At 63.5% G+C, this 14,648-nt stretch carries 20 protein-coding genes; 19 read left to right on the top strand and 1 reads right to left on the bottom strand.

Going from position 1 to position 14,648, the window contains the following annotated elements:
* Window positions 1–13 precede the first annotated feature (13 nt).
* Together gcvPA and gcvPB are read left to right on the top strand one after the other, a co-directional pair.
* The gene (gene gcvPA / locus AS26_RS03145) at window positions 14–1,369 is read left to right on the top strand and encodes an aminomethyl-transferring glycine dehydrogenase subunit GcvPA (protein WP_062306060.1); all 1,356 of its coding nucleotides are present in this window, start codon (window positions 14–16) and stop codon (window positions 1,367–1,369) included.
* A complete protein-coding gene (gcvPB, locus tag AS26_RS03140; RefSeq protein ID WP_062306058.1) occupies window positions 1,366–2,829 on the top strand; it encodes an aminomethyl-transferring glycine dehydrogenase subunit GcvPB in 1,464 nt (487 codons plus the stop codon). The genes gcvPA and gcvPB overlap by 4 nt, the downstream gene beginning before the upstream one ends.
* Here gcvPB and AS26_RS03135 read toward each other — a convergent pair.
* Window positions 2,814–3,392, bottom strand: a complete 579-nt coding sequence (locus tag AS26_RS03135; protein WP_062306056.1) for a histidine phosphatase family protein — start codon at window positions 3,390–3,392, stop codon at window positions 2,814–2,816. The genes gcvPB and AS26_RS03135 overlap by 16 nt on opposite strands.
* Window positions 3,393–3,494: 102 nt before the next feature.
* Here AS26_RS03135 and aroQ point away from each other — a divergent pair, with 102 nt between their 5' ends.
* The 17 genes from aroQ to AS26_RS03050 all read left to right on the top strand — a co-directional run bounded on the left by aroQ (window position 3,495) and on the right by AS26_RS03050 (window position 14,633).
* A complete protein-coding gene (gene aroQ / locus AS26_RS03130; RefSeq protein ID WP_062306053.1) occupies window positions 3,495–3,935 on the top strand; it encodes a type II 3-dehydroquinate dehydratase in 441 nt (146 codons plus the stop codon).
* Window positions 3,936–3,961: 26 nt separating this feature from the next.
* A complete protein-coding gene (efp, locus tag AS26_RS03125; RefSeq protein ID WP_062306052.1) occupies window positions 3,962–4,519 on the top strand; it encodes an elongation factor P in 558 nt (185 codons plus the stop codon).
* A gap of 288 nt (window positions 4,520–4,807) precedes the next feature.
* The gene (spoIIIAA, locus tag AS26_RS03120; RefSeq protein WP_062306050.1) at window positions 4,808–5,812 is read left to right on the top strand and encodes a stage III sporulation protein AA; all 1,005 of its coding nucleotides are present in this window, start codon (window positions 4,808–4,810) and stop codon (window positions 5,810–5,812) included.
* A complete protein-coding gene (gene spoIIIAB / locus AS26_RS03115) occupies window positions 5,809–6,321 on the top strand; it encodes a stage III sporulation protein AB (RefSeq protein WP_062306049.1) in 513 nt (170 codons plus the stop codon). Before spoIIIAA ends, spoIIIAB begins: the two co-directional genes overlap by 4 nt.
* Window positions 6,322–6,364: 43 nt before the next feature.
* Window positions 6,365–6,568 (top strand): stage III sporulation protein AC, encoded by a 204-nt coding sequence (gene spoIIIAC / locus AS26_RS03110; RefSeq protein ID WP_012811095.1) that lies wholly within the window; start codon window positions 6,365–6,367, stop codon window positions 6,566–6,568.
* 9 nt (window positions 6,569–6,577) lie between these two features.
* Window positions 6,578–6,964, top strand: coding sequence for a stage III sporulation protein AD (gene spoIIIAD, locus AS26_RS03105; protein ID WP_062306047.1), 387 nt, complete (start codon window positions 6,578–6,580; stop codon window positions 6,962–6,964).
* A 13-nt stretch (window positions 6,965–6,977) separates the two neighbouring features.
* Window positions 6,978–8,201 carry a stage III sporulation protein AE gene (gene spoIIIAE, locus AS26_RS03100; protein ID WP_062306046.1) on the top strand — a complete coding sequence of 408 codons (1,224 nt, stop codon included), beginning with the start codon at window positions 6,978–6,980 and terminating at the stop codon, window positions 8,199–8,201.
* Window positions 8,201–8,734, top strand: a complete 534-nt coding sequence (locus AS26_RS03095) for a stage III sporulation protein AF (RefSeq protein WP_062306045.1) — start codon at window positions 8,201–8,203, stop codon at window positions 8,732–8,734. Before spoIIIAE ends, AS26_RS03095 begins: the two co-directional genes overlap by 1 nt.
* Window positions 8,731–9,195, top strand: coding sequence for a hypothetical protein (locus AS26_RS03090; protein ID WP_062306043.1), 465 nt, complete (start codon window positions 8,731–8,733; stop codon window positions 9,193–9,195). The genes AS26_RS03095 and AS26_RS03090 overlap by 4 nt, the downstream gene beginning before the upstream one ends.
* A gap of 24 nt (window positions 9,196–9,219) precedes the next feature.
* Entirely contained in the window at window positions 9,220–9,780 is a 561-nt protein-coding gene (locus AS26_RS03085) for a SpoIIIAH-like family protein (RefSeq protein WP_062306042.1), read from the top strand.
* Window positions 9,781–9,993: 213 nt separating this feature from the next.
* On the top strand, window positions 9,994–10,467 hold the full coding sequence (gene accB / locus AS26_RS03080; protein WP_062306041.1) for an acetyl-CoA carboxylase biotin carboxyl carrier protein: 474 nt from the start codon (window positions 9,994–9,996) through the stop codon (window positions 10,465–10,467).
* Between the two features lie 45 nt (window positions 10,468–10,512).
* Complete coding sequence (gene accC, locus AS26_RS03075) at window positions 10,513–11,856, top strand: acetyl-CoA carboxylase biotin carboxylase subunit (protein WP_062306039.1); 1,344 nt, start codon at window positions 10,513–10,515, stop codon at window positions 11,854–11,856.
* Window positions 11,857–11,922: 66 nt separating this feature from the next.
* Entirely contained in the window at window positions 11,923–12,369 is a 447-nt protein-coding gene (locus tag AS26_RS03070; RefSeq protein WP_062306069.1) for an Asp23/Gls24 family envelope stress response protein, read from the top strand.
* Window positions 12,366–12,920: an alkaline shock response membrane anchor protein AmaP gene (amaP, locus tag AS26_RS03065; RefSeq protein ID WP_062306037.1), complete on the top strand. Its 555-nt coding sequence runs from the start codon at window positions 12,366–12,368 to the stop codon at window positions 12,918–12,920. The genes AS26_RS03070 and amaP overlap by 4 nt, the downstream gene beginning before the upstream one ends.
* Entirely contained in the window at window positions 12,905–13,138 is a 234-nt protein-coding gene (locus tag AS26_RS03060) for a DUF2273 domain-containing protein (protein ID WP_245629577.1), read from the top strand. Before amaP ends, AS26_RS03060 begins: the two co-directional genes overlap by 16 nt.
* Before the next feature lie 15 nt (window positions 13,139–13,153).
* On the top strand, window positions 13,154–13,654 hold the full coding sequence (nusB, locus tag AS26_RS03055; protein ID WP_062306034.1) for a transcription antitermination factor NusB: 501 nt from the start codon (window positions 13,154–13,156) through the stop codon (window positions 13,652–13,654).
* Window positions 13,644–14,633, top strand: coding sequence for a tRNA (adenosine(37)-N6)-threonylcarbamoyltransferase complex transferase subunit TsaD (locus AS26_RS03050; RefSeq protein ID WP_062306032.1), 990 nt, complete (start codon window positions 13,644–13,646; stop codon window positions 14,631–14,633). The genes nusB and AS26_RS03050 overlap by 11 nt, the downstream gene beginning before the upstream one ends.
* The last annotated feature ends 15 nt before the right edge of the window (window positions 14,634–14,648 follow it).

The raw sequence follows: 14,648 nt of genomic DNA, 5'->3' as shown, positions 1-14,648 counted from the left end.
GGAGTGATCATCGTTGTCGCGTTTCGGTTATCTTCCGCACACGGACGAGGACCGAGAGGAGATGCTGCGAGCGCTAGGCATCGAGCGCGTCGAGGAGTTATTCCGTGATATCCCTCCATCCATCCGTCTGACGTCTGCGCTCGATCTGCCCAAACCCATGCCGGAACTGGCACTCGGCAAGCACATGGAGCAGCTCGCGTCCAGAAATCAGCACCTGGGTCAGCTGGTTTCGTTCTTGGGCGCCGGTGCCTACGAGCACTACCAGCCGAGCGTGGTGGATGCCATCATCTCGCGATCGGAGTTTTACACCTCGTACACGCCGTATCAACCCGAGATGAGCCAGGGCTTGCTCCAGGCCATCTTCGAATACCAGACGATGATTGCGGAACTCACGGGGACGGACGTCGCGAATGCAAGCATGTACGACGGCGTGACGGCTCTCGCTGAGGCTGCGCTGGTCGCGTGCCAACACACGCGCCGGGATACGGTCGTCGTCTCCGCGACCCATCATCCGGAAGCTCGCCGGGTTCTCCAGACGTATGCCAACGGCCAGGCCGTCCGACTGCGGGAGGTCCCGCACCGCGGCGGCCGGATCGACATGGAGGCGCTTGCGGCCGCGGTCGACGGAGACACCGCGTGTGTCTGCGTGCAGTACCCGAACTTCTTCGGCGCCATCGAGGATCTGCGCGCGATGGCCGAGCTGGCGCACGCCCGGGGAGCGCTCTTTGTGGTGCAGACGTACCCCATCGCGCTTGGGCTGTTGGAGGCGCCCGGTGCGTTGGGGGCGGACATCGTCGTCGCGGAAGGACAGCCACTCGGCATCCCCTTGTCGTACGGCGGCCCGTACCTTGGCGTGATGGCTGTCCAGGAGTTCCTGATGCGGAGGATACCGGGACGCTTGGTCGGCGAGACGACCGATGCCGAGGGCCGACGCGGATTCGTCCTCACCCTGCAAGCGCGCGAGCAGCACATTCGGCGCGAAAAGGCGACGTCGAACATCTGCACTAACCAGTCCCTCTGCGCGATTGCGGCGACCGTCTTTCTGGCGTACATGGGGAAGGAAGGCTTGCAGGAACTCGCGCTGCAGAATTACCACAAGGCGCATCATTTCCGCGCCCGGTTGCTTGAGGTTCCTGGTGTCGAGCCGCTGTTTGATGCGCCCTTCTTCAACGAGTTCACCCTGCGCCTAGCTCGACCAGTGTCGGACGTGCAGCGCGAGATGCTCGAGCGAGGCTATTTGTTCGGCTACGATCTCGGCCGGGACGACGCTTCGCTCGCGGGAGGCGTGTTGATCGCCGTCACGGAAGTGAGGACGCGCGCGGACATGGACGGGGCGGTCGCTGCCATCAAGGAGGTGCTCGCGCAATGACCATTCAGCGGGAAGGGCTCGAGCCGCTGATTTTCGAGCTGAGTCGCCCGGGGAGACGGGCGTACGAGCTGCCGGAACTGGACGTGCCGGAGGCAGATTTGGCCGAGATCGAGCCGTATCGGCGCCGCCGGCCTGCTCGCCTGCCCGAGGTGAGCGAGGTCGACGTGGTACGGCACTACACGGCGCTGTCTCAGAAGAACCACGGAGTGGACAGCGGTTTCTATCCGCTTGGCTCGTGCACCATGAAATACAATCCGAAGCGGAACGAGCGCTGGAGCCGGCTCGACGGCTTCGCTCGGCTTCATCCGCTGATGCCCGAGGAACTGGTGCAGGGCGCGCTCGCCTTGCTGCACGAACTGAGCGCGCATCTCGCGGTCATCACGGGCATGGACGCGGTCAGCCTGCAGCCGGCCGCGGGCGCGCACGGCGAGTGGACCGGGCTCATGATGATCCGCAAATATCACGTCGATCGCGGCGAGGCCGCGCGCGATCAGGTCATCGTCCCGGACTCCGCGCACGGGACTAATCCGGCGAGCGTGAGCATGGCAGGGCTGCGCGCCGTGACCATTCCGTCTCGTCCTGACGGCCGCGTGGACCTGGAGGCGCTGCGCCAGGCGGTGAGCGAGCGCACAGCTGCGCTCATGCTGACGAATCCGAATACGCTCGGGCTTTTCGAGAGCGACATCGTCGAGATCGCCAAGGTGGTGCACGAGGCTGGCGGGCTTCTGTACTACGACGGCGCCAACATGAACGCCATCTTGGGGTACGCGCGGCCCGGGGACATGGGCTTTGACGTGGTTCACCTCAATCTTCACAAGACCTTCTCCACGCCGCACGGAGGTGGCGGGCCTGGCGCAGGGCCGGTGGGCGTGAAGGCATTTTTGGAACCGTACCTGCCCGCGCCTGTCTTGGAGAAGCGAGACCACCGCTACGTGTGGAACTGGGACCGGCCGAAGTCCATCGGCAAGGTGAAGGGATTCTTCGGCAATTTCGGCGTGCTGGTGCGCGCCTACGCCTACATTCGCACGCTGGGCGCCGAAGGGTTGAAACAGGTTTCCGAGGCGGCTGTGCTGAACGCCAACTATTTGCTGGAGCAGTTGAAGTCGCATTTCGAGGCGCCGTACGAGGGGCCCTGCAAGCACGAGTTTGTGATCTCAGGCAAGCGACAAAAGGTCCTTGGCGTCCGCACGCTCGACATGGCCAAGCGCCTCATCGACTTCGGCGTGCATCCCCCGACCATCTACTTCCCGCTCATCGTCGAGGAAGGCATGATGATCGAGCCGACGGAGTCGGAGAGCAAGGAGACGTTGGATCGGTTCGTGGGAATCATGCGCGAGATCGCTCGCGAGGCGGAGCAAGAACCGGAGGTCGTGCGCACGGCTCCTCATCGCACGATTGTGGGAAGGCTCGACGAAGTGAAGGCGGCGAGGCAGCCGCGACTGCGTCATCCGTTGGACTGACGCAGCGCGGAGAGGTCGGCCAGATGAGGCGTCTCGTTGACGCCGAGCGCGTGAAACGTATCTCCAATGACAGAGATGCGCGTGATGCTCGTATTGTCGATGGTGCCAAAGTCCACGCCCATCCAACGAAGGATGGAGCGCACGACACCACCGTGGGTGGCGATGAGCACGCGGCCGTGCGGGTGCGCGCGCGCAATCTCCTTCAGGCAGCGAACGACGCGTTCCGTGGCGCGTTCGGGCGGCTCTCGATCCGGCGCCCCGTTCGGGAACCGCCGGAGGCTCTCACTGCGGAGCAAGCCCTCGGCCTGGCCGAAATAATGTTCGCGCAGGCACGGCCGCACCGTGATGGGCGCGCCGGTGGTGCGGCTCACCCGCCGGGCGGTCTCCAGCGCGCGCTCGAGATCGCTTGAGTAGATATGGTCGATGTGGACCGGCCGGAGCCACGCGGCCAGCCGGTCCGCCTGTCGCTTGCCCACTTCGTTCAGGGGCACGTCGGTCCATCCCTGGACGCGCCCTTCGACGTTCCAGTCCGTCTCTCCGTGGCGAACGAGCCAGATTTCCATCCTGTGGCCTCCTTCACGACCAGTATAGCAAGGCTTTGCGCGGCTGTGTTACAATGGGAGCGGTTTTCTGGCTGGAACGGTTGGGACAAAGGGGGATGTGCTGTGGCGGATCGCTATATTCTCCTCGTTCACGGGCCCAACCTGAACCGGTTGGGCGTGCGAAAGCCGGAGGTGTACGGGCATCGCACGCTGGCGGACGTGGTGGAGTTGGTCCGAAGCACGGCTCTCCCGTTCGGCTTTGACGTGATCGACCGGCAGTCGAACCACGAAGGCGATCTCATCGACTTCCTGCAGCAGTACGGGCCTTCGGCGCACGGCATCATCATCAATCCCGGGGCGTTCGGGCACTACAGTTACGCGCTGCGCGATTGTCTGGAAGACATCGATCGGCCTACGGTCGAGGTGCACATCTCCAATGTGCACCGCCGCGAGCCGTTTCGGCACCAACTGGTCCTGAGTGACGTCGTCACGGGCCAGATTGTGGGGCTAGGCCTCCAGGGCTACCGGTTGGCGACGCTCGCTTTGTGCCAGCCGGAGCCGTGAGATGACTAAGGTGGAGGGCTTGACGCATGATTTCGAGCAACGACTTTCGCAACGGGACAACCATTGAGTACGACGGATCGGTCTGGCGCGTGATCGAATTCATGCACGTGAAACCGGGCAAGGGCTCGGCGTTCGTGCGGACGAAGTTGAAGAACGTGAAGACCGGCGCGATTCGAGAGACGACCTTCCGCGCGGGGGAGAAGGTTCCGCGCGCCCGGATTGAGACGCGCGAGATGCAGTATCTGTACAACGATGGCGAGAACTACACGTTCATGGACACCGAGACGTACGAGCAGATCAATATCCCGCGCGCGCAACTCGAGTACGAACTGAACTTCTTGAAAGAGAACATGAACTGCTTCATCGTCCAGTATCAGGGCGAGATCATCGGCATCGACCTGCCCAATACCGTGGAGCTCGAAGTCGTGGATACCGAGCCGGGCATCCGCGGCGACACGGCGACGGGCGGCAGCAAGTCCGCGACGGTGGAGACCGGATATACGCTGCAGGTGCCGTTCTTCATCAACGTGGGCGACAAAATCGTGATCGACACCCGTTCAGGCGAATACGTGTCGCGCGCCTGAGTCCAAATGGGCGGTGAAAAGGCCCGTGCGGCAGGTGGGATGTTGGCCTCCCGCACGGGCCTCTTCATGCCTTCTTGCGCATGAGGCTGAACACGAGCACCATCAGAAGCAGAAAGATCACCAAAAAGACGACGATCCACCGGATCAAGAGAGACAGTTCCACCATCGACCCTCCTCGCTCTCCTTCTCATTCAATGCAATCCCACCCCACGGAGTGCCGACGATCCGGCCATTCGCATACAGGCGAACGCCCGTCCATATACATGGACTAGGCAGGGGGTGGCCGATGTGTCCGCGGCGCATTCCAATCCGAGATCGGCTCTGGCGCAAGTGATCGCCGTGATGCCACGCGACATGGCGCTTCTCTTCCAAGGTTTGGGTAACGATCTGCTTCACGAGCTGGAGGAGATTCGCCTGCGCGCCGGGCAGCCGCTCGAACTGTGCCTGCGCCAGCGATCCGCCTTTGTGGCGGAAAGCGGCGAGCTCACATCGTCGCCTCATCGCGGCGTGCGTGTGTCGGCGGACGAATTGGCGCAGGTTCTGCAGCGCCTGACGCAGTTTTCGCGTTACGCCGTGGAGGAAGACGCGCGGCACGGATATGTCACCTTGCCCGGCGGACATCGGGTGGGTATCGCGGGCCGCGCCGTCGTGGAAGCGGGCCGCGTGCGGGCCTTTCGTCACGTCACCTCGCTCAATGTTCGCATTTCGCGCGATCATCCGGGTGCAGCCTCGGCCATTCTGCCTGTTTTGTACGATCGCGTCTCACGCCGTCCGCTGTCGGCGCTCATCGTATCGCCGCCGCAGTGCGGCAAGACGACGCTCGTGCGCGACGTGGCGCGCCAGTTCAGCTACGGTGACCTCGCGCCTGACCACCCAGGCCTGAAGGTCGTCGTGATCGACGAGCGGTCGGAGATCGCGGGCAGTGTCGACGGCATTCCGCAGTTCGATCTCGGCCCTCGCGCCGACGTCCTCGATGGGTGTCCGAAAGCGGAGGGCATGATGATGGCGATACGAAGCCTGTCTCCACACGTGGTGGTCACGGACGAGATCGGCCGAATGGAGGACGCGGAGGCGGTGCTCGAGGCGTCGCTCGCCGGCGTGGCCGTGGTGGCGACCGCGCACGCGGCGTCGATTGACGCATGGCGCCGCAGGCCGTGGATGGAGCGACTGTTTGCTTCGCGCGCCTTCGATCGGTATGTCGTGCTGAGCCGCCGCCGCGGACCGGGCACGGTGGAGGCGGTCTTGGATGCGGAGGGGCGGCCGCTTCGCCGCGGGGGCGCAGAGGCGAGATGAAAGTGGTGGGTGCCGCGCTCGTGATGTTCGCATGTACGCTCTTGGGATTCCGCGTGGCGAGGGGCTACCGGGAGCGACCGAAGGCGCTGAGGCAGCTGTTGCAAGCGCTGATTGAGCTTCAGAGCGAGATCGAATACCACGCGACGCCCATGCCGCAGGCGTTGCGCGCGGTCGGCACGCGGCTCGGTGGGTGGTGCGGCGGTTGGCTCGTGGAGATGGCGAAGGTGCTCACCGAGCCTGCCCACGCCCCTGAAATCGCGCTTCAGAGCGTCTCGCTCGCGTCGGCGACGAACGGGAGCTTGCAGGACGCGGACGCGGAGCCGTTCCTTCGCCTGTTGCGCTCCATCGCCGTGGCCGATCGCGACCATCTGCAACAGCCCTTTCTCGCGGCGCGCGCGGATCTGGAAGCGGCCATTCAAGCAGCTCAGGAGGAGGCAAACCAAGGTGCACGCCTGTGGCAATACCTGGGCGCCTTGACCGGGGTGTTCATCGTCCTTCTGCTCCTGTAACCGGCGGACGCGAGGCAATGTGCGCGAAAAGAGGGGATGCGTCATGTCGCCCGAGATTCGGGATCTGTTTCGCATATTTGCCGTGGGCTTTATCGCGGCCATTTTTCACACCGTACTGAAACAGAGTGGAAAAGAGGATTTCGCGCACTGGGCCACCCTGGCGGGCTTGGTGGCCGTGTTCGTGATCGTGATTGGATACGTCGATCACCTGTACCACGAAATCACCAGCGTCTTTCTCCTGCAGTAGGTGAATCTCGTGCACATCGTGCAGATCATCGGCATCGGCTTGACAGCCACGATACTGGCGGCGCTTCTGCGAGAACAAATGCCATCCTTTGCGACGCTGGTGAGCCTGTTTGCGGGCGTTCTGATCCTCCTTCTTGTGGTGCGGTCCATCTCGGGCGCGCTCGCGGCGTTTCAGCAGCTGACGGCAACGGCCCAGATGAACCCAATGTTTCTCCAGACGCTCATTCGCATCCTCGGCATCGCGTACGTCGTGGAGTTTGCGGCGGACATCGCGCGGGACGCGGGCGAGTCCGCGCTCGGCGGGCGCATCGAGCTTGCCGGCAAGATTGGGATTGTCCTCTTGGCGCTACCCATCTTTAAGGACGTGCTCGACGTGATCGTTCGGATGATTCCGTGAAGGGGCGAGGTTTGTGAGGAATCGGTGGCGCTTCATCATCGCGCTCATCACGTCCGTGGTCGCGTTCACCGGGCTGCCGCTTTGGGCCCGCGGCGATTCCACCGGCGGCTCGCCCGCGCCGTCTGCCGAACAGGCGGCGGAACGAATGCTTCAAAGCACCGCGCAAAGCGAGCTCGATCACGTCGACACGCGTTCCATCGACGCCTACTGGCGGCAGCTCGAATCTCAGTATGGCGGATTTCTTCCGCACATGAGCGGCCCGTCGCTCATTCAGTCGGTGCTCGAGCACGGGGGACCTTCGTTTCACGGCATGATGTCGGGCTTGATTCACTACTTTTTTCAGGAGGTCGTCGACGATGTCGGCCTCTTCGGAGGATTGCTCATCCTCACTGTGGCGGCGGCGCTCCTCCGGATGATGCAGTCGTCGTTCGCCGAAGAGTCCGTGGGCGAAGTGGCCCAGATGGTGGTGTCGTTCGTGCTCGCGGCGCTGGTGACGCGGTCTCTTTTGGAAACCTTCGGATCCGCTCGGCAGGCCATCGAGTCGATGAACCACTTCATGCTCGCCACGATGCCGGTGTCCATCGCGCTGCTCGCGGGGTCGGGATCGCTCGCATCGGCGGCGTTCTTTCAGCCGATGCTCATCTTCTGTGTGCACTTCGTCTCAAACGTCGTGTTTCTCGTGGTTTTTCCGCTGATCTTTTTGGCCGCTGCTTTGGAGCTCGCTTCGTCCATAGCTCCGCGTTACCCGCTGACGCGCCTGGCGTCCTTGGCGCGCACGGCTGGGCTTTCCATCCTGAGTTTCGCCCTCGTCGTGTTCGTGGGCGTGACCACGGTTCAGGGGACGGGCCGCGGCATTGCGGATGGATTGGCGCTAAGGACGATGAAGTTTGGCGTGGGGACGTTTGTGCCCGTGGTCGGCAAGGCGATTTCTGACGCCGCCGAAACGGTCCTCGGCGCCTCGCTTCTCGTCAAAAACGCGGTGGGGATCGCGGGACTTGTCGTGATCGCGCTGTTGGCGGCATTTCCGGCGATGAAGATCCTCGCTGTCTCCGCCATGTATTCCGCGGGCGCAGCCGTGATGCAGCCGGTGGGCGAGACGCCGCTCATCGCGTGTCTTGGGGCGCTCGGCAAGACTTTCCTGCTCGTGTTTGCGTCCGTGGCCACGGTGGCGCTGATGTTCTTTTTCGCCATCTGTATCCTGCTTGCGGCGGCGAACTTGGCGGTGATCACGGCTTGATGGCGCTCGGAGAATGGTTGAGACAAGTGGTGGCCATCGCGCTCATCGGCGGGATTGCGGAGATGATGCTGCCGTCCGGCGGGCTTGTGCGCTACGTCCGGATGACCGTCGGCGTGGCTCTTTTGGCGGCGTTGCTGAGCCCCATTCTGCCGGCGCTCCGGGGAGGGTGGGCTACCAGTGCGGCAAACCAGGCTTCGGACTTCCTGTTTGGGAACGCGGCCGCCACGGCCTCTTCGCAGGCGGAAAGCCGCGCCGCCCGAGATTACGCGCAAGCCCTTCATCAGGCGGAGAATCAAGACGCGGCCGCGTATCTCGAGGAATGGGCCGAGGCGTCTTTGCCCTATCCCTTCCGTTCGGAGGTGGTCAAGGTGACGGTGAAACACCCCACGAGTCCCGACCAGATGACCGTCACGGTTGTGGTCCGGCCCACCGGCGTGGCGGATGCGGTGGAGATTCGACAGCTCATCGCCTCCCAGTTGGACATCGAGCCGAGCCAAATCGAGGTCATCGACGAGGGAGACGCGCCGCGATGAACTGGAATCTTCTTTTCAAACAGCGCGGGCTCGTGGCTTTGGGCGCGCTCGGCGTGGTGTTGCTGGCGTTTAGCTGGTTGTGGCCGGGCGCGCGGTCCCAGTCCGTCGGCGCGGCGGCGCCAGCCAACACGAGCGGGGCGGCGTTTGCGTGGTCGTGGAACGCCGCAAGCGCCGACCAGGGTCCGCAAGGGCTTGTGTCTGTCGCATCCTATTATGAAAACGAGTTGCAATCCATGTTGGAAAAACTCCCGGGCGTCAACGCTGTGTCGGTGCTGGTCACGCTCGCGCAAAACGGGCAACTGGCCAGCGGAGGGTCGAACGGCGTGGGGGTCCTGGGCGTGTTGGTGACGGTGGACGCCAATGACTTTGTCCAGGCCAAAACAGAAATCGTGGACGCAATTACGAATGTGTTGGACGTGCCCGCATATAAGATTACTGTCGAACCTCAAAAGGGTGAATAGACGGAGATTAGGAGGATGCATGCGATGGTGAAACGGCAGACGGTGTGGTTGTCCACGATGATGGTGCTGAGCTTGATGCTGATTGGCTACTACACGATGAACAACCAGACCAGCACCACGTCCACGAGCCCGTCGAACTCGACGACACCCACGGTGACGACCAGTCCCACCAACGCGACGCAGGTCTCGAACCAAACGCGGGCGACGACCGGCTCGAACGTGTCGAGCGCCGACAATTGGTACAACGCGCTGCAAGCTTCCGTGAACAACGAGATTAGCCAGCGGATCTCGAACGACCAGGCGATCATCGCCAACAACAACGCGTCCCAGGCGCAGATCGCCGAGGCCCAAAAGCAATTGGGCGAGGAAGAGGCGCTGTACAACAGCCTGCAGCAGGCCACCCAGGCCGTGATCGCGGAAGGATACAAGAACGCTGTGATTGCACCGGACAAGAACCAGACCACGTTCACGGTGTATGTGGAGACGAATCACCTCTCGAAGGCGGACGCCGTGAAGATCATGAACATCGTGAGTCAGCAGTTGGACACGTCCATCTTCAACATTTCCGTCAAACCGCACGCTTGAATCGGCGGACGTGGGAGGCGGTCTCAGCCGCGAGGACGGGGCTGGGGCCGCCCTTTTGTTTGCGCGTCGCTCCCGGAGAAGCAAGGGCCTCCACCGGCTGGGCAGGGTCTTCTACGTTCTTCCATTCCCTAGAACGGTAGGCTTCCCTGTGGTATACTCGTGAAGACCTTGTCAGATGGATTTATAGATCCGGATTCGGGGAGAGACGATGGGTTGCTGACGATGGAAGAAATTCGTGAGCTGATTCGTTTGCTCGACGACAGCACGCTGACGGAGTTGGAACTCGAGTTTGAGGACGGGAAGGTGAGATTGGCGAAGCGAGCCGAGGTCGTCTCGTACGCGGTGCCGCAAGTGGCGATGCCCGTCGCCCAGGCCGCGCCCGCACCAGCCGCCCAGGCCGCGCAGCCGACGGCAAACGCGGCGCCCGCGGCGGTCGAGGATCCGGCGCTTCACGTGATCACGTCGCCGATGGTGGGCACGTTTTACCGGGCACCGGCTCCGGATGCCCCTCCGTTTGTCGACGTGGGTTCGCAGATCGGGCCGAAGACGGTGGTGTGCATCATTGAGGCGATGAAGTTGATGAACGAGATTGAGGCCGAGGTCTCGGGCGAGATTGTCGAGGTCTTGGCGGAGAACGGGCAGTTGGTGGAGTACGGTCAGCCCCTGTTCAAGGTGCGCCGCACCTGACGGCGGTGTTGGACCGAAAACTGACTGGGTGAAGGGGAGCCGTGGATGTTTAAGCGCGTGTTGGTCGCGAATCGCGGCGAGATCGCGGTCCGCGTGATCCGAGCATGCCGCGAACTGGGGATCGAGACGGTCGCCGTGTACTCGACGGCGGACCGCGATGCGCTCCATGTGCGAATGGCGGACGAGGCGTATTGCATTGGGCCAGCGCCCGCCAAAATGAGCTACCTGAACATCCCCAGCGTGATGTCGGTGGCGACGTTGTGCGGGGTCGACGCCGTGCATCCGGGATACGGGTTCCTTTCGGAGAACAGCGATTTTGCGGAAGCCTGCGAGGCGTGCGGGATCACGTTCATCGGGCCGAGCCCGCGAGCGATTGAGCTCATGGGAGACAAGTCCACTGCGAAGATGACCATGCGCAGGGCCGGCGTGCCGACCGTGCCGGGAAGCGAGGGCCTGGTGGAGTCCCTGGAGGAAGCGCTCGCCATCGCCAACGCCATCGGCTATCCGCTGATCATCAAGGCGACCGCAGGGGGCGGTGGCCGCGGAATCCGGGTGGTGCGCGACGAGCCGGAACTTCGGAAAGCGTACGATCAAGCTCGCCGGGAAGCGGAGGCTTCGTTCGGCAACTCCGGCATCTACATTGAAAAGTACATCGAGCGGATGCGCCACGTGGAGATTCAGATTCTGGCGGATCGGCACGGCAACGTCATTCACCTCGGGGAGCGCGATTGTTCCGTTCAGCGCCGTCTTCAGAAGCTGGTCGAAGAGTCGCCTTGTCCTGTCATGACCGAGGAGAAACGGCAGGAGATGGGAGATGCCGCGGTGCGGGCCGCTCGGGCGGTGGACTATGTGGGCGCGGGCACGGTCGAGTTCATCTACACTCCGGATGGAGATTTCTACTTCATGGAGATGAACACGCGGATTCAGGTGGAACATCCCGTGACCGAGTGGGTCACCGGCGTGGATCTCGTGCGCGAGATGATCCTGGCGGCCGCCGGGGAGCCCCTCTCGGTCAAGCAGGAAGACATCGTGCTGAGAGGGCACGCCATTGAATGCCGGATCAATGCAGAGGATCCGTTCCGCCAATTCGCGCCTTCGCCGGGCACCATCCGGTCGTACCTGGCGCCGTCCGGTCCGGGTGTCAGGGTGGATTCCGCCTGTTACCCAGGCTACACCATCCCGCCATACTACGACTCGATGGTGGCCAAGCTCATCGTTTGGGCGCCGACCCGCGAGCAGGCCATTGCCCGAATGCTGTCCGCGCTCAGCGAGTACGAGATTGAGGGCATCCAGACGACCATTCCGTTCCATATGGCCCTCCTGCAGAACGAGCGTTTTCGCAAAGGCGACGTATCGACTCGCTTTTTGGAGGAAAATCCAATACTCTAGACGAAGAACGTTCGCATTCGTTCCATTCGCAGGGGGAGCCTGAAACGGGTGAGGAGGAAGATGGAGATGGCCGACATGCAGTACGCGTTGAGCGAGCGCGGTTCGGTGCACATTTCGGATGAAGTCGTGCAGATCATCGCGGGCGTGGCGACGAACGAGGTAGACGGCGTGCTGAGCACGAGCGGTTCGCTGTACGGGGGCCTCACGGAGTCCATCACGGGAAGAAAGAACATGGCCAAGGGCGTCAAAGTCCAATACGACGAAGCGGGTCACTCGTGCACCATCGACGTGTGGGTGCAGCTTCGGTTCGGCGTGAGCATCCCGGAGGTCGGGTACCAAATTCAGGAGCACGTGAAGTCTTCCGTCGAGTCGATGACGGGCCTGCGCGTCGACGCCGTGCACGTGCACGTCGTGGGCGTGGCCTTCCAGACGGATGTCGAGCGCGCCCAGGATGCGGATCAGATTGGAGCTGCGTTCTCGCAGGAGGAGCGCTCGTCGGGAGGGATTGAATGAACGTTGGCGATCGATTCCTCTTGTTCCTGTTGTCGATCTTCGGGCTCGTGTTGGGTGTGCTGCTCGCCCTGCTCGGCGCGGGCGTCATCTCGGTCACGTGGGCCGCGAGCGAGCTCATGGTGCAGCCCTGGAACACGGTGTGCCTTGTGGTGGGCGTGGTTGGCGCACTGCTAGCCATCCGCTTTCTGTTCTATCGATCGCGCCGCGGCGGCCCGGGCGTTCCCGCCGAGTCCGTGCTTCTGGCGGGCGATCATGGCCAAATTCGCATTTCGTACGAGACCTTGCGTCAGTTGGCAAACCGCCGCGGTTCTCAGTTGAAAGGGGCCGAGTCGTTTGACTCCCGCGTGCGACAGGGACGCGACGGCGTTCTTATCGCTTGCCGGATGCAGGTGTTGCCCGACATCGATATCGCGGCGCTCAGCCGAGAAGCGCAAGCCGCTGTCAAGGAGTACGTCGAGCGGACGGCCGGTGTCAAGGTGGAACGCGTCATCGTCCATGTCACGGAGATCGCCCCGAACGGGCAAGCAGGCAAGGCGTGGCGTGGCGCATGAACCGCCTGGAGCGAGCTTGGCACTGGTTTCAAGGCCGTCCGCGGAGATATCAGGGCGTGGCCGCCGGCATTTTGTTCTGGATCCTGTGGATGATCTTCGGGTTCTGGCGCGCCCTGCTCCTCTTGGTCTTCGCTGCCCTGGGCTATGCGGGCGGGCGCGTCTGGGAAGAAGACCAGTCCTGGCGGCGCATCCTCGAACGCTTGTTGACAGATCGATAGACGGAGTGAAGCCGATTGACTCGACATGAAGCCAGAGAGTGCGCGATGCAGGCGCTGTGCGTGCTCGATGTCCAGGGCGATCTCGGCGCCGGGGAGGCGATAGCCTCCGTGTTGGCCGAACGTGGGTTGGGCGCTGAGGCCGATGTGAGGTACATCGAAGAACTCGTCCAGGGCACGCGCCAGCATTTGGACGAGATCGACCAGTTGCTCGCCCGGCACATGGAGCGCTGGTCGCCGCAGCGCATCGGGCGCGTCGAGCGGAACGTTTTGCGCCTGGCTGCGTACGAGCTCTTGTTCGAGCCGGAGTTGCCGATTGCCAGCGCCATCGATGAGGCAGTGGAGATTGCGAAGACGTTCGCCACGGAGCAATCCGGTCGCTTCGTGAACGGCGTGCTCGCGAAGCTTTTGCCGGCCGTGGCGGACAGGCGGCGCGCGGACCGGCCGCTGTCAAGCCAGGAAACGGGGGCAGCGGGCGCGGTCGAACCGGCGCAGGAGGGCGTCGAGGATGGCGCGTGAAACGCCGCTCGTGCTCGGCGTGGATACGAGCAACTACACGACTTCGGTGTGCGCGGTGGACGCCATCCATGGGCGGATGGTGGCCGAGGCCCGGAGGCTGCTGCGCGTGCCGAGTGGAGAACGCGGCCTGCGCCAGAGCGATGCCGCTTTTCAGCACGTGCGGAACTTCCCCGAGGTGATGGCCGAACTCTTGGACAGGATGGCGGCACAGGGCGTGCGGCCTGCGTGGCGCCGCGTCGCTGTCTCCGTTCGGCCGAGGCCGTGGGCGTCCTCGTACATGCCCGTGTTTCAGACCGGACTTGCCGTGGCTGCCTCGTTGGCGCAGAGTCTCGGCGTTCCGCTGACCCGAACCTCGCATCAGGAAGGCCATCTCGCCGCCGCGGAATACTTCACGCCCCTGCATGGCGCCCCATTTGTCGCCGTCCATATGTCGGGAGGCACCTGCGACGTGGTTCTGGCGCGGCGCACGCCGTTCGGATATGCCATCTCGCGCCTTGGAGAGGGGCTGGACCTTCATCCCGGTCAGTTCGTCGATCGCGTCGGTGTCGCGCTGGGACTTCCGTTTCCAGCTGGACCCCACCTCGAGCAACTGGCGCGGCAGTGCGGAACCTCACCTGGCGCGCTGTTGTTGAAGTCCCCGGTGCGCGGCGCGAGCATGAGCTTCTCGGGGCCACTCACGGCGGCGCTGCGCGCCGCAGAGACCGGTGCGCCGGCTCACGAGGTGGCGCGGGCCGTCGAGGACTGCATCGCGCGTTCGGTCGCGAAGGCGGTGGAATACGCCGTTCGCCGCAGTCACACTGCGCGACACGTGCTCATCGCGGGCGGCGTCGCGTCGAATCAGTACATCCAGGGCACGATCCGATCGCGCCTGGCGCGGCGCGTGCCCGGCATCCGCGTGGCCTTTGCACCGCCGGAGTTCGCGCGGGACAACGCGCTCGGCGTGGCGACCATCGGCTACTGGCGCGAGTTGGAACGTTGACACCTTTGCAAAATC

The sequence above is a fragment of the Alicyclobacillus sendaiensis NBRC 100866 genome (assembly GCF_001552675.1).
Classification (GTDB): Bacteria; Bacillota; Bacilli; order Alicyclobacillales; family Alicyclobacillaceae; genus Alicyclobacillus; species Alicyclobacillus sendaiensis.
This window is presented reverse-complemented; position numbering and strand designations above follow the sequence as displayed.

What these genes read in the sequence shown, in the direction of transcription:
- AS26_RS03050 (WP_062306032.1), top strand. Translation starts at nt 13,644, where the DNA reads ATGGCGCGTGAAACGCCGCTCGTGCTCGGCGTGGATACGAGCAACTAC.
- AS26_RS03090 (WP_062306043.1), top strand. Translation starts at nt 8,731, where the DNA reads ATGAACTGGAATCTTCTTTTCAAACAGCGCGGGCTCGTGGCTTTGGGC.
- AS26_RS03135 (WP_062306056.1), bottom strand. Translation starts at nt 3,392, where the DNA reads ATGGAAATCTGGCTCGTTCGCCACGGAGAGACGGACTGGAACGTCGAA.
- spoIIIAB (WP_062306049.1), top strand. Translation starts at nt 5,809, where the DNA reads ATGAAAGTGGTGGGTGCCGCGCTCGTGATGTTCGCATGTACGCTCTTG.
- gcvPB (WP_062306058.1), top strand. Translation starts at nt 1,366, where the DNA reads ATGACCATTCAGCGGGAAGGGCTCGAGCCGCTGATTTTCGAGCTGAGT.
- accC (WP_062306039.1), top strand. Translation starts at nt 10,513, where the DNA reads ATGTTTAAGCGCGTGTTGGTCGCGAATCGCGGCGAGATCGCGGTCCGC.
- spoIIIAC (WP_012811095.1), top strand. Translation starts at nt 6,365, where the DNA reads ATGTCGCCCGAGATTCGGGATCTGTTTCGCATATTTGCCGTGGGCTTT.
- AS26_RS03070 (WP_062306069.1), top strand. Translation starts at nt 11,923, where the DNA reads ATGGCCGACATGCAGTACGCGTTGAGCGAGCGCGGTTCGGTGCACATT.
- amaP (WP_062306037.1), top strand. Translation starts at nt 12,366, where the DNA reads ATGAACGTTGGCGATCGATTCCTCTTGTTCCTGTTGTCGATCTTCGGG.
- AS26_RS03095 (WP_062306045.1), top strand. Translation starts at nt 8,201, where the DNA reads ATGGCGCTCGGAGAATGGTTGAGACAAGTGGTGGCCATCGCGCTCATC.
- efp (WP_062306052.1), top strand. Translation starts at nt 3,962, where the DNA reads ATGATTTCGAGCAACGACTTTCGCAACGGGACAACCATTGAGTACGAC.
- AS26_RS03085 (WP_062306042.1), top strand. Translation starts at nt 9,220, where the DNA reads ATGGTGAAACGGCAGACGGTGTGGTTGTCCACGATGATGGTGCTGAGC.